Source organism: Microbacterium sp. GW821-FHT01D02 (assembly GCF_059422585.1).
Window position 1 is genome coordinate 1,224,734 of sequence record NZ_JBWKXB010000001.1, and the last position, 12,929, is coordinate 1,237,662.

The following is a 12,929-nucleotide window of genomic DNA, read 5'->3' on the forward strand; positions in this document are numbered from 1 at the left end:
ATCAATCGAATGGTTGAGGCCGCCCGGACGATGCGCGCCGTTCCGCCCTCCGAGGAGGGAAGATCTCCGCCCCGGAATACCGGGCGGCGCGAGGGTGTTGCCGAAGGCATGGTGACAGTGGACCCGGATGCGATCTCGCAGGTGCTCGGCGCCGTCGACCTCCGCGTCGGCATCGGCCGCCGCACCGCGCTGGCGGCCGGTACGCTGCTGCCGATCCCGTCCGGCACCATCACCCTCGTGTACATCGCCGAGGGCCGCGTGACCGGGCATCCTCCGCTCGGGGACACCTGCCGTCTCGACGTCGATCCCGGCTCGCACCGCCTCACCCTCGACCCGCAGAGCCGCCGCGACCTCCTCGTCGCCGGCGACGCGTTCCTCGCGCTCGGCGGATCCTCCTTCGCCCTCGAGGCGCAGGACGACACGAGTCTCATGATCGCCGACATCGTGCTCGCGGACGCGGCATCACCGCTGCCCGCGCTGCTGCCGTCGTTCCTGACCGTCACCGGGTTCGACGCCATCGAGCCTGCCGCGGCGGCCCTCGCCCTGAACATGGGCGTGATCGACCACACCGTCCTCCCCGCGCGCCAGGGCGACCCGGTGATCTGCCGCATGATGGCGACGACCGTGCTGCTGTCGGTCATCCGCGCCTGGGCGGCGAACGGCTGCGCCCCCTCGGGGTGGCCGTCGCTGTCGAACGACCCGTTCCTCGACCGCGTCGTGGACGCCATCCACGAGGAGCCGGGCCGCGACTGGACGGTCGAGCGCCTCGCCGCCATCGGCGCCATGTCGCGCTCGACCTTCGCGGAGCGGTTCCGCACCGCGGTCGGCCGCTCCCCCGCCGACTATGTCACCGAGGTGCGCGTGGATGCGGCGAAGCGGATGCTCGACGCCGGACGGAGCGTGTCGGAGATCTCGCGCGAACTGGGCTACGCCTCCGACGAGGGGTTCAGCCGCGCGTTCCGACGCCGCACCGGCCTCACCCCGTCCTCCTGGCGGATGGCGAACCGCACGCCGATCCCGGCCTGACGCCGTGATCGCGTGCGGTCCGATGACCGTCAGGCTCGGCTGCTGACGCGGTTCGACGCGCCGAAGAGCACGGCCCCGGCGACCAGCGCGACGGCGCCGATCACGTAGACCAGCTCGACGTTCAGGGTGTCGACGAGCAGTCCGCCGATGCCGGCCGCGAGCGTGATCGCACCCTGGAAGCCCACCACGACGAGGCTGCCGCCGGCTTCGAGGCGATCCGGCATCCGGTGCCCGACCCAGGTGTTGGCGACGATCAGCCAGGACGAGAAGAAGAAGCCCCACACCAGCACGACGATGCCGACGCCCACGATCGATCCGGAGAACAGGATCATCGAGATCACGGACACGGCGATCACGGCCGGCGCGAACACGGCGAAGAAGGCGAACGTGCGGTCGATCACGAGTCCGATCGTGATGTTGCCGAGCAGACCGCCGACGCCGAACAGGGCGAGGAGCACGACGATGGTCGAGGGGTCGACCTCCGGGATCCGCTCCAGGGCGAGACGCACATAGGTGTATGCGAGGAAGTGCCCGAGCACCACGAGGACGTGTCCGACCATGCCGAGCCCGATGCCGGGGCGGCGCAGCGTGTCGACGAGCAGGCGCAGGCTCGACGCCCGCTCCGCCGGCACCGAGGGCAGGGCGAACCGCAGGACCACCGCGAGGACGATCATGAATCCGCCGGCGAGGGCGAAGACCATCCGCCAGTCGACGAGCTCGCTGAGCATCACGCCGAGCGGCACGCCGGCGACCGTCGCCAGCGAGACGCCGGCGGAGGTGAACATGACGCCGCGACCGAGGTTGGCCGGTCCCGCGAGGCGCGCGGCGACCGTGATCGACATCGCCCAGAACGCGCTGATCGCCGCACCCAGCAGGAAGCGCGCCAGCAGCACGATGATCAGGTTCGGGGCGATCGCCACGATCAGGTTCGACACCGCGGCGGCGAGCGCCATCCACACCAGCAGCGATCGCCGGTCGAGGCGCGGGAAGACGAGCCCGACGGTGGGAGCCACGATGAGGCCGACCAGCGCGGTCACGGTCACGGTCTGCCCGGCCTGACCGGGGGTGACCCCCAGGCCGTCCGCCATCTCGGTGAGCACGCCGTTGGGGAGGAACTCGGCCGTGACCAGCAGGAAGCCCATCAGCATCAGGACGATCAGTCCGCCGTAGCGGATGCGGGAGGCCGCCGATGTCGGCAGAGTGGGAACGGGCGCTGTCGTGGTCATGGTTCCACGTTCGCAGCATCCGGATGCCGTCGCCCGACCGGTCGTCCGGGGCAACCGACCGATCGTCCGACGCATCGGGCAGACGGCCAGCGGGTCTTCACCGAGTTCCCATCCGAAGACTCCAGGGTGGGAGACATGCGAGTCGACGGTCGGACGAACAGGCGGATGCTGCCCCTGCTCGGTGCCATCCTCGCGGTCGGGCTCCTCGCCGGATGCGCGCCCGAGGTCGGGCCGGACGAATGGACGCTCGAGCCGATCCCCTTCGATTCCCGAGGCACCGGACGTCCGGACGACACGTTCTTCGCGGACCGTCCATTCGCGGACGACCAGAGGGAGCTGGTCGACGTGGGCCTCGGGGTGTCGGTCGTCGCAGCCGACGAGGAAGGCGGATTCTGGGCGACGGCGTCGGGGTCGTGGCTGCACATCGGTGCCGGAGGCGAGACCATCGCACGTTTCGGCACGAAGCCCGAGGATCCTCTCTCCGACATCGAGTCGATGGCGGCCGTCGCGCCGGACGAGTTCGTCGTGATCCGCAACGATCCCGCGGTGCTGTCCGTCGTCGACATGAGCACCCTCACGATGCGCGATATCTCCGCCGACGGGCTGGAAGACTTCGCATTCGCCGACGTGGCCGTGCACGACGGGGACGCCATCCTGGTGCGCACCCAGCCCGACCCGTCCGCGTACCTCGATCTCGAGGTGCTGCGCATCGACCTGGATGACGGTTCGCGCGCGCTCCTCTACCGCGCGCCGCTCGCGCTGACCGACGCGTGGGCCGCCCGACCCGGCGTCCCGCCGGTCGCGCTCGACGTCGACGCCGCCGGCCGCATCCACCTGGCCACCCCGTCAGCGCGGATCGTGCTCGACAGCGACGGGTCGGAGTTGAGCAGCGATCCGCAGACCGCCGACTTCCCGAAGGTCGCCGTGCGCCCCGACGGGACGGCACTGTGGTGGGGCGGAACCGCCGAGGAGTCGAGCGTCCGCGGCGTCGTCGTCGGCGGATCCGCGGCGGCGCGCGTCCTGGTCGAGCAGCGTACGAGCTGTGAGGCGGTGCTGCGCCCGGATGCGCTGAAGGTGAGCACTGCCGGAGCGGAGCAGCCGCTGCCCTTCCTGTGCGGGGTGAATGCCGCCGCCTGGACCGGAACGTCGTGGGTCGCTGCCATCGGCGGCGAAGACGGCGGCGTGCTCGTGCGGGTCACGCCGCCGAAGCCCCTCGGCTGAGCGCTCAGGCCGCCGCCGGGTCTGGACAAGCCCGACGCGCACGCCCTAGGCTCGACGACGCACCGGGACCGGCCCGGGAAGCCCGAGCGGAAGGAGCCGAGGACATGAACACCGTCGTCGTCGCGCTCACCGCCGACCACCTTCCCTCCGAGGCCACCCGCTCCTGATCCTGGCGTGGCCTCCCGCTCCCGGAGCCACATCTTGTCTGATCTCTTCGCTTCCTCGGAAGCCGCGTCCTTCGATGCATCCGCCTTCGATCCCACCGCGTTCGAAACCCTCGAAACCGAACTCTCCTTCGCCGACGTCGACCCCGGCGAGGGCCAGCGCTGGTCCACGTGGCCGGCGATCACCCCGTCCGAGCGCGGCCCCGAGCCCTGGCCCGCGTGGGTCGTGACCTCGGCCGGCGCGCTCGACACCGAGCGCGGCATCCTCAAGACCGGCAAGGAGGCCGACGTGTTCCTGCTGGAACGCGCGGTCCCCGGCGACCCCGCGCAGCGCACCCTGCTCGCGGCGAAGCGCTACCGCAGCGCCGAGCACCGCAGCTTCCACCGCTCGTCGGTCTACACCGAGGGCCGCAGCACCCGGAACACCCGCGACGCGCGCGCCCTCGCCCGGAAGTCGGAGCACGGACGCGAGGTCGCCGCCGCGCAGTGGTCGTTCGCCGAGTTCGAGGCGCTGTGCCGGATGTGGGAGCTCGGGGCGCCGGTGCCCTATCCCGTGCAGGTGAACGGCACCGAGGTGCTGATGGAGTTCCTCGGCGACGCCGAGGGCACGGCCGCGCCACGCCTGGCCCAGGCACGCGGCGACCGCGCCGAGCTGCAGGGGTACTACGCACAGGTGGTCGACCTGATGCGGATCTTCGCCGCGGCAGGCTTCGCCCACGGCGACCTCTCGGCCTACAACCTGCTCGTGCACGAGGGTCGGGTGCGGGTGATCGACCTCCCGCAGATCGTCGACATCATCGCGAACCCGCAGGGACTCGACCTGCTGCACCGCGACTGCGTGAACATCTGCGACTGGTTCACCCGGCGCCGCGTGGAGTGCGACGCCGAGGAGCTCTTCGCCGAGATGCTCGCCGCGTCGTACACGCGAGGCCGGAGGCGGCGGCTCCGGCGGTGCGGCGCGGTCAGGCGGCGAGGCGGGGTCAGGCGGCGAGGCGGGCGGCCAGCAGGGTCACGAGCTCGTAGACCACGTGGCTCGCGGCGATGCCGGTCATCTGCGCGTGGTCGTAGGCGGGCGACACCTCGACCACGTCCGCACCGACGATGTTCTGCGATTTCAGCGCCCGCAGGATCCGCAGCAGCTCGCGGCTGGTGAGTCCGCCGGCCTCGGGGGTACCGGTGCCGGGCGCGTGCGCGGGGTCGAGCACGTCGATGTCGATCGACACGTACAGCGGCTTGTCGCCGATGCGCTGCAGGATGCGGGCGATGCCGGCCACGACGCCGTGCTCCTCGATGTACTCGCTCGACACGATGGAGAAGCCCAGGCGCTCGTCGTCCTCGAGGTCCTGCTTCGAGTACAGGGGGCCGCGGGTGCCGACGTGGCAGCTTGCGGTGAGGTCGATCAGCCCCTCCTCGCTCGCCCGGCGGAAGGGCGTGCCGTGCGTGATGGGTGCGCCGAAGTAGGTGTCCCACGTGTCAAGGTGCGCGTCGAAGTGCAGCACCGCGACGGGTCCGTGTTTCGCGGCGACCGCCCGCAGCAGCGGCAGCGCGACCGTGTGATCCCCGCCGATCGTGACGATGCGCTGCACCTGCTCGCCGAGCGCCAGCGCCGCGCGCTCGACCTCGGTCACGGCCTCGGTCAGATCGAACGGATTGACCGGGATGTCACCGGCATCCACCACCTGCGCGATCGCGAACGGCGACACGTCCTGCGCCGGGTTGTACGGCCGCAGCAGGCGCGACGACTCGCGCACGTGCGACGGACCGAACCGGGTGCCCGGGCGGTAGCTCACCCCGGAGTCGAACGGAATGCCCACGACGGCGATGTCGGCGCGGGGCACGTCTTCGATCCGCGGCAGCCGCGCGAAGGTCGCGATACCGGAGTAGCGGGGGTTCACGGACGCGTCGATGGGTCCCACGTTCTCGGTCATTGCTCGTTCCTGTTCGTCGGGGAGAGGGAGTTCTCAGAATCTGGAGGTCAGAGGGCGTGCTGCGGGATGTGCACCAGCTGCACTCCTCCGTCGGTGACCGCGGCGCGGATGCTCGACGCGATGTCGTCGCGCCGTTCCACCCGGCGGCCGGTCGCCCCGAAAGCCGTGGCGAGGGCCGCCCAGTCGGGCTGCACCAGGTCGACGCCGATCGGCTCCATGCCGCGGTCGACCTCGTTCTGACGGATCTCGGCGTACCCACCGTTGTCGACGCACACGACCGTGACGTCGAGGCGCTGCTCCACGGCGGTCGCGAGCTCGTTCACGCAGAACATCAGGGCGCCGTCGCCGATCACGGTCACGACCGGGTGCCCCGTCTGCGCGACGGCGGCACCGATCGCGGCGGGCAGGCCGTAGCCGAGGGTCGCGTAGGTGGGCGTGTAGAGGAGGGAGTGCGGGTGCTCCGACCGCAGCACGCTGCCGAGCGCCATGTACACGATCTGGGACGAGTCGCCCGCGACGATCGCATCTTCCGGGAGGGCGCCGGCGATGATCTCGGCGAGGGCCACGGTCTCGGGTGCGGTCTCCCGCCCCTCGGCGTCGATCGCGGCGCGTTCGGCGGACAGGTCGCGCGGCGGGCGGGTCTCGTCCGGGAGCAGGTCCAGGAGGGCACCCGACACGGCGGCCGCGTCTCCCGTGAGGCCCACGGTCGCGGCGAGGTTCTTGTCGCGCTGCGCCGGTGAGATGTCGATGCGGATCACGGCTCCGCGCGCGTCGAGTCGCGGCGCCCACAGCTCGGCCTCGCCGAGCTTCGAGCCGACCACGAGCAGCACCTCGGCCTCCTCGGCGACCGCGCGGGCGGACGCGAGCCGGAGATTCGAGCCGAGCGAGAGCGGATGCCGCTCGTCGACCACGCCCTTGCCGTTCAACGTGGTCAGCACCGGGGCGCCGAGACGCTCGGCGAGGGTCGTGACCTCGTGCGCGGCATCCACGGCTCCGCCGCCGGCCACGATCACCGGGGTCTTCGCGGTGGCGAGCAGACGGGCCGCCTCGGCGAGCGCGGTCGACTCCCCCGAGACCCGCGCCGGGACCGGACGCGGCTGCCGCGCCTCGGCGGGGACGTCGGCCGGGGCCTCCAGCACGTCGAGCGGGATCTCGATGTGCACGGGACGAGGGCGACCGGTGCGGAACAGCGTGAACGCGTCGTGCACGGCCTCGACGGCCTCGGCCGCGCTGCTCACCCGGCGCGACCATTCGGCGATCGCGCCGACCATGGCCGTCGCATCCTTCGTCTCGTGCAGGGTGCCCACGTCGGCGAACTCCGCGCCGAGCGGCACCCCGGGCGACAGGACGATGAGGGGCCGGGACTCGCAGAACGCCGTGCCGATCGCGCTCATGGCGTTCTGCAGGCCGGGACCCGAGGTCGTGATGACCACGCCGGGGAGGCCGGTCTGCTGCGCCCAGCCGTCGGCGCCGTAGCCGGATCCCTGCTCGTGGCGGTTCGTCACCGGACGGATGCCGAGGTCGGCGAGCGGGCGGTAGAGCTCCAGGTTGTGGGTGCCGGGGATGCCGAAGATCGCGGTCACGCCGTAGGCGCGGATCGTCTCCAGCACCGCCCGACCGGCGGTGTCGGCGTACTGCTCTGCCGTCGTGCTCTCGGTGCTCATCGTGTCATCCTCACACCTGGTGGCGGCGCGTGCCGTCGACCCAGGTCTCGCGCACCGTGATCGCCGAGATCTCCTCGGCCGGCACGGCCAGCGGATCACCGGAGAGCACCGCGAAGTCGGCGTACTTGCCGACCTCGAGCGAACCCAGGTCGTCTTCGCGGCCGATCGACACGGCGCCCTCGATCGTGTGGGCGCGCAGAGCGGCGAGCGCGGAGACGCGCAGGTCGTCCGGGCCGAGCTTGTGCCCGCGACGGGTGACGCGGGTGACGGCGGTCTGGATGGCCTCGAGCGGGATGGGCTCGGCGACCGGAGCATCCGACGAGATGGTGAACGGGACACCCGCGCGCTCGAACTCGCCCAGCGGGTTGAAGCGCTCGCCCGGGGTGCCGATGGCCTCTTCGACGCCCTCGCCCCAGTTGAAGTAGTGCTGGGTCTGGTTGACCGGGCGGATGCCGGACACAGCCATCCGCTCGATCTGCTCGGGCGTGGGCAGGCCGCAGTGCTCGATGCGGTGGCGGGCGTCGGCATCGGGGTGCTCGGCGAGCGCGGCCTCGATCGCCGACACGACCATCTCGATCGCGGTGGGCGACTGGGCGTGCGTGGCGGTCTGCAGCCCCGCGGCGTGCGCCTTGCGGATCAGCCCGGCGTATTCGGCGGGCTCGTGGTAGAGCTGGCCCGTGCGGCAGGGGTCGCCGACGTAGCCGTCCGGGAAGTACGCGGTCCAGCCGCCGAGCGTGCCGTCGGCGTAGAACTTGATGCCGGCGAAGCTGAGGTGCGCGTTGCCGAACTGTCCGACGAGGCCCATCTCGAGCGCCTCGTCGAGCAGGTGCGAGAGCAGGTACATCGACACGCGCAGCTCCAGGCGCCCGGCCTCGGCGAGGCGCAGGTACATGTCGAACTCGCGGCGCGTGACCTGGGCGTCGCCGATCGACGTGACCCCGCCGGCCAGGAAGCGCTGGGTCGCGGCGTCCAGCTGGCGCAGGTGCTCCTCCGGCTCGTCGGCGAGGTGGAAGTTCGGACCGTGGTGGCCGATCTTCACGCCGTGCACGCCGGTGAGGATGTTGCACGCGGCATCCGACAGCTCACCGGTGAGTTCGCCGTCCGCATCGCGGAAGAACTCGCCGCCCTCGGGGTTGGGGGTGTCGCGGTCGACGCCGTTGATCTCCAGCGTGTGGGAGTTCACGACGCCGCCGTGGCCCGAGGCGTTCATCAGGTACACCTCGCGGTCGGCGGCGACCTCGTCGAGCTCGAAGCGGGTGGGATGCCGCTTCTCTGCCAGGTTGCGCTGCTCGTAGCCGTAGCCGCGCACCGGGCGCCCCTCGGGGAGGTCGGCGGCCGCCGCCTTCAGCAGGGCCACGATCTCGGGGATGCTGCCGGCCTTCTCCGGCCCGCAGTCGACCCAGCTCATCATCTGCCCGAACATGAGCGGATGCGCGTGGGCGTCGACGAAGCCGGGGACGATGACCGCGTCACCGAGGTCGATGCGCTCCGGAGAGAACCCACCCCGTTCGGCCGCCGCCTCGCACTCGGCGAGGGTGCCGATCGCGAGGATCCGCCCGCGGTCGGTCAGCATCGCCGTCGCGGTGGTGGCCGCGGCATCCGCCGTGTGGATCGCGTGCGCGGTCAGCAGGACGGGTGCCGTCTGGGCCGAGCGGTCGAAGGGGGTGAGCTTTCTCATGGCAGCCTGTTCGCGGTCGTGTCGGTGCGGGCGGTGAAGGAGAGGTCGCCGATCACGGCAGCCTGTTCGCGGTCGTGTCGGTGCGGGCGGTGAACGAGGCGGTGACGGGGGCCTCGTCGGAGTGCTGCGGCGCGAGACGCGTGCAGATGCCGGCGATCACGGCCATGCCGATGAACATCGCGATGACCGACCAGATGCTGCCGGTCCACGCGATGAGCTGCGTCGCGAACCAGGGCGAGAACCCGGCCCAGATCGCCGCACCGACGCCGTAGGACAGTGCGATCGAGGTGTAGCGGGCCTGCGGACGGAACATCTGCGAGAGCAGCGCGGCGATCGGCGCGTAGGTCGCACTCATCGCGATGCGCACCAGCGAGGCGAACAGGAAGATGAGCGGTTCGATACGGCCGGGCATGATCAGCAGGAACGGCACGAAGGTGAGCACCGAGGTGATCAGGCCGATGTACATGACGTTCTTGCGGCCCCACTTGTCGCCCAACCAGGCGACCGGGAGGGTCACGACGAACTCCACGAACGAGGCGATCGTCATCGCGTCGAGGATGACCTGCTCGCTCACGGAGATCGGCTCGCCGGTCGCGTACGCGGTGACGAACGTGGTGGCCAGGTAGTAGCCGCCGGTCGAGATCGGCAGGATGCCGATGCCGAGGAGGATCGGACGCCAGTTGGTGCGCAGCGCGAAGGCCAGCGGCATCGACTGCTTGCGACCCTCGACCTTCGCCTCGAAGACCGGGGTCTCCTCGACGCGGTAGCGGACCCAGAAGCCGACACCGACCAGCACGATCGACAGCAGGAACGGGATGCGCCAGCCGCCGTTGATGATGAAGTCGTCGCCCATGCGGGTCATGATCGCGAAGATGCCGGAGGCCAGCAGGGCGCCGGCCGGGTTGCCGAGCTGCGTGAAGCCGCCGTAGAAGGTCTTCGACTTCTCGGGGGCGTGCTCGACGCTCATGAGCACCGCGCCGCCCCACTCGCCGCCGACCGCGAGGCCCTGCACCGCACGGAGCAGGATCAGGAGGATCGGGGCGAGGATGCCGATGTTCTCGTACGTGGGCAGGCAGCCGACGAGGACGGTGGCCGCGCCCATCATCAGCAGCGTGATGACGAGTGACGTGCGTCGGCCGAGCTTGTCGCCGATGTGGCCGAAGATGATGCCGCCGAGGGGGCGGACGAGGAAGGCGACCGCGAAGGTCGCGAAGGCCGCTGCGGTCTCGGCCAGCCGGTCGCCGCTCGGGAAGAACAGCGGACCGAAGACGAGCGCCGCGGCGGTCGCGTAGACGTAGAAGTCGTACCACTCGATGGTGGTGCCGACGAAGGCGGCGATGCCGGCGCGTCGCGCCCGGCTGTGGGTGCCGCTGGTGGGGGTAGTGGTCATGGGGGTGCCCGCTCCTTTGCGGAAGATGTCGGATAGCGAAGGATGCTACGGACGTACGGACCTGCCGGCAAGGGCAGAACTCCAGTGATAACGGGGATTCACTGGATATATGATCGCGCATCCGTGCAATGCTCGCCTTCCCGACGGCTCGCTCTGCTCCTACACTGAACTTGTGCGCGGCGAAGCGTGCGTTCGCGGGAAACTGACGAAATGGGCGGGACCATGGATTTCGACGCCGAACTGATCCGTGCGCTGCAGGAGGACGGTCGGGCCAGCGTGCTCTCGCTCGCCCAGAGACTCGGACAGTCGCGAGCGGCCGTCGCGGCCCGCCTGCGCACGATGCTCGCCGATCGCACGGTACGGGTCGTGGCCGCGGTCGATCCGGTCTTCCTCGGCCAGCATGTGCTCGCGCACGTCTCCATCCGCACCGACGGGTCGGTGGAGCTCGTGGCCGAGCACCTCCGCGACATGAGCGAGACCGTGCTGGTGTCGGCGGTCGGCGGCGCGCACGACGTGGTCACCGAGGTCCGCGTCGGGTCGATGTCGGAGCTGCACGACCTGCTGGCCCTGATCCGTGCGATCGACGGCGTGCTCGACATCAGCACGATCATCTACTCCACCGTGATCAAGGGCTTCTTCGTCTCGGAGTACCACGGCGGCGTCACGCTCGACACGATCGACGAGGCGCTCATCGAGCAGCTGCAGGCCGACGGACGCAAGAGCTTCCGCGCGCTGGGCGAGGAGGTGCGCCTCTCCCCCTCCGCCGTCGCGACCAGGGTGCAGCGGCTGATCGACGCCGGGGTCATCAAGATCAGCGCGGTGGAGGCCCGCGGGCTCGCGCACCGGCAGCTGTCGATGGGGGTCGGCATGACGCTCGGCGACGACGACGAGGCCGTGATCGACGAGCTGCGACGCGGCCGCGGGGTGGACTTCGCCGCGCGCACGCTCGGTCGGTTCGACGCCGTGGCCACGCTCGTCGAGCCCTCGGCCGGCGCCTTGTATGCGAGCCTCGAGCGCCTCCGCGCCCTCCCCGGCGTCACGCGCATCGAGGCCTGGCTGCACCTCGCGGTGCTGAAGGAGGACTACGCCCGCACGCTCCGGCCGCTGCGCACGGACTGAGCGCGGGCGAGCGACCCCGGAATATCAGTACGGCGCGCCGTCACCGGGCGTTCACCGGGGGCCGCCAGACTTCCAGCATGAGCGAACCCGAACCTCGCCAGGGCGTTCCCGAGCCCGTGGCGACCGCGAACAGCGGCGCCGTGGCCGTCGTCGGCCTGGATCTGCGCGGCGAGACGCCGGCCCCGAAGAAGCAGGTCTACTCTTGGGCGCTGTGGGACTGGGCGACGCAGCCCTTCAACACGGTCATCCTGACGTTCATCTTCACGGCGCTCTACCTGACGACCGACGCGTTCCTCCCCGCAGAGCTCGCCGCCCTCGACCCGAAGAGCCAGGCGCACGAGGCGGCCATCGCCGACCTCACCTCGGGCCTCGGGCTCGGCTCGACCATCGCGGCCTTCGCCATCCTCCTCCTCGCGCCGGTCCTCGGTCAGCGGGCCGATGCCGCCGGGCGGCAGAAGCTCTGGCTCGGCATCGGCACCGGCGCCCTCATCCTGTGCATGTTCGGCCTCTGGTTCGCCGAGCCGACGCCCACGCTGTTCTGGCTCGGCGTCGCCCTCATCTCCGCCGGATCGGTGTTCGGCGAGATCGCGGCGGTCAACTCGAACGCCATGCTCATCGGCATCGCGAACCCCAAGACCGTGGGCCGCATCTCCGGGCTCGGCTGGGGCTTCGGCTACCTCGGCGGCATCATCGCGCTCGTCATCGTGATCGTCTTCTACATGATGGACTGGTTCGGCCTCCCGGAAGACGGCGGCCTCCCGTTCCGCATCATCGCGGTCGGCTGTGCGATCTGGGCGATCGTGTTCAGCATCCCGATCTTCCTGAATGTGCCGGAGCCGTCGCTCGGCCGCCCGGACCGCAAGGTCGGCTTCTTCGCCTCCTACCGGCTGCTGGTCAAGGACGTCATCGGTCTCTACCGCTCCCCCGAGACGCGGCCGACGTTCTGGTTCCTGCTCGCGAGCGCCGTGTTCCGCGACGGACTGGGCGGCGTCTTCGCGTTCGGCGCCGTGATCGGGTCGACGGTCTTCCACTTCCAGTTCCTCGACATCGTGATCTTCGGCATCGCGGCCAACCTCATCGCGGGCGTCTCCACGATCATCGCCGGCCGCTTCGACGACCGGTTCGGCCCCAAGCGGATCATCCTGCTGTCGCTCGGCGCGATGGTGGTCGCCGGCCTCGGCGTCTTCTTCCTGCGCGACGGCGGCACGATCGTCTTCTGGATCGGCGGCCTCATCCTGTGCGCCTTCGTCGGCCCCGCACAGGCCTCCGCCCGCTCCTTCCTCGCCCGGGTCACCCCGGCAGGGCGCGAGGGCGAGATCTTCGGCCTGTACGCCACGACGGGTCGGGCCGCGAGCTGGATGGCCTCCGGGGCCTGGACGCTGCTGATCGTGCTGACGGCCCAGACGGCATTCGGCATCCTGGGCATCGTGATCGTCCTGATCGCGGGCTTCCTGCTGCTGCTGCCGGTGAAGGCCCCGCGCTGACCCGGACATACGTGCGGCGGGAGTAGCCT

General features: G+C 70.8%; 9 protein-coding genes and 1 pseudogene. 5 read left to right on the forward strand and 5 right to left on the reverse strand.

What is annotated here, in order from left to right; all coding sequences use genetic code 11:
• The first annotated feature begins 108 nt into the window (after window positions 1-108).
• Window positions 109-1,026 carry a helix-turn-helix domain-containing protein gene (locus AC07VM_RS06025; RefSeq protein ID WP_267416274.1) on the forward strand — a complete coding sequence of 306 codons (918 nt, stop codon included), beginning with the start codon at window positions 109-111 and terminating at the stop codon, window positions 1,024-1,026.
• Between the two features lie 29 nt (window positions 1,027-1,055).
• On the opposite strand, the gene AC07VM_RS06030 is transcribed toward AC07VM_RS06025, so the two are convergent.
• Complete coding sequence (locus AC07VM_RS06030; RefSeq protein WP_494910369.1) at window positions 1,056-2,252, reverse strand: MFS transporter; 1,197 nt, start codon at window positions 2,250-2,252, stop codon at window positions 1,056-1,058.
• A 126-nt stretch (window positions 2,253-2,378) separates the two neighbouring features.
• Between AC07VM_RS06030 and AC07VM_RS06035 the strand changes: the two genes are divergently transcribed.
• A complete protein-coding gene (locus AC07VM_RS06035; protein ID WP_494910370.1) occupies window positions 2,379-3,473 on the forward strand; it encodes a hypothetical protein in 1,095 nt (364 codons plus the stop codon).
• A 453-nt stretch (window positions 3,474-3,926) separates the two neighbouring features.
• Window positions 3,927-4,466, forward strand: a pseudogene (locus tag AC07VM_RS06040) (RIO1 family regulatory kinase/ATPase domain-containing protein); the annotation flags it as partial.
• A gap of 151 nt (window positions 4,467-4,617) precedes the next feature.
• Here AC07VM_RS06040 and speB read toward each other — a convergent pair.
• The 4 genes from speB to AC07VM_RS06060 are packed head-to-tail and all read right to left on the reverse strand — an operon-like array spanning window position 4,618 to window position 10,297.
• Window positions 4,618-5,565 carry an agmatinase gene (speB, locus tag AC07VM_RS06045; RefSeq protein WP_494910371.1) on the reverse strand — a complete coding sequence of 316 codons (948 nt, stop codon included), beginning with the start codon at window positions 5,563-5,565 and terminating at the stop codon, window positions 4,618-4,620.
• A 47-nt stretch (window positions 5,566-5,612) separates the two neighbouring features.
• Window positions 5,613-7,229 (reverse strand): thiamine pyrophosphate-binding protein, encoded by a 1,617-nt coding sequence (locus AC07VM_RS06050; protein ID WP_494910372.1) that lies wholly within the window; start codon window positions 7,227-7,229, stop codon window positions 5,613-5,615.
• 10 nt (window positions 7,230-7,239) lie between these two features.
• Entirely contained in the window at window positions 7,240-8,907 is a 1,668-nt protein-coding gene (locus AC07VM_RS06055) for an amidohydrolase (RefSeq protein ID WP_494910373.1), read from the reverse strand.
• A gap of 52 nt (window positions 8,908-8,959) precedes the next feature.
• Entirely contained in the window at window positions 8,960-10,297 is a 1,338-nt protein-coding gene (locus tag AC07VM_RS06060; protein ID WP_267416281.1) for an MFS transporter, read from the reverse strand.
• Window positions 10,298-10,507: 210 nt separating this feature from the next.
• On the opposite strand from AC07VM_RS06060, the gene AC07VM_RS06065 reads away from it, so the two are divergent.
• Together AC07VM_RS06065 and AC07VM_RS06070 are read left to right on the forward strand one after the other, a co-directional pair.
• Window positions 10,508-11,416, forward strand: coding sequence for an Lrp/AsnC family transcriptional regulator (locus tag AC07VM_RS06065; protein ID WP_267416282.1), 909 nt, complete (start codon window positions 10,508-10,510; stop codon window positions 11,414-11,416).
• A gap of 77 nt (window positions 11,417-11,493) precedes the next feature.
• Window positions 11,494-12,900, forward strand: coding sequence for an MFS transporter (locus AC07VM_RS06070; RefSeq protein WP_494910374.1), 1,407 nt, complete (start codon window positions 11,494-11,496; stop codon window positions 12,898-12,900).
• Window positions 12,901-12,929 lie beyond the last annotated feature (29 nt).

Excerpts from the sequence above, each read along its gene's own strand:
- AC07VM_RS06025 (WP_267416274.1), top strand. The coding sequence starts at position 109 with ATGGTGACAGTGGACCCGGATGCGATCTCGCAGGTGCTCGGCGCCGTC.
- AC07VM_RS06030 (WP_494910369.1), bottom strand. The coding sequence starts at position 2,252 with ATGACCACGACAGCGCCCGTTCCCACTCTGCCGACATCGGCGGCCTCC.
- speB (WP_494910371.1), bottom strand. The coding sequence starts at position 5,565 with ATGACCGAGAACGTGGGACCCATCGACGCGTCCGTGAACCCCCGCTAC.
- AC07VM_RS06050 (WP_494910372.1), bottom strand. The coding sequence starts at position 7,229 with ATGAGCACCGAGAGCACGACGGCAGAGCAGTACGCCGACACCGCCGGT.
- AC07VM_RS06055 (WP_494910373.1), bottom strand. The coding sequence starts at position 8,907 with ATGAGAAAGCTCACCCCCTTCGACCGCTCGGCCCAGACGGCACCCGTC.
- AC07VM_RS06060 (WP_267416281.1), bottom strand. The coding sequence starts at position 10,297 with ATGACCACTACCCCCACCAGCGGCACCCACAGCCGGGCGCGACGCGCC.
- AC07VM_RS06065 (WP_267416282.1), top strand. The coding sequence starts at position 10,508 with ATGGGCGGGACCATGGATTTCGACGCCGAACTGATCCGTGCGCTGCAG.
- AC07VM_RS06070 (WP_494910374.1), top strand. The coding sequence starts at position 11,494 with ATGAGCGAACCCGAACCTCGCCAGGGCGTTCCCGAGCCCGTGGCGACC.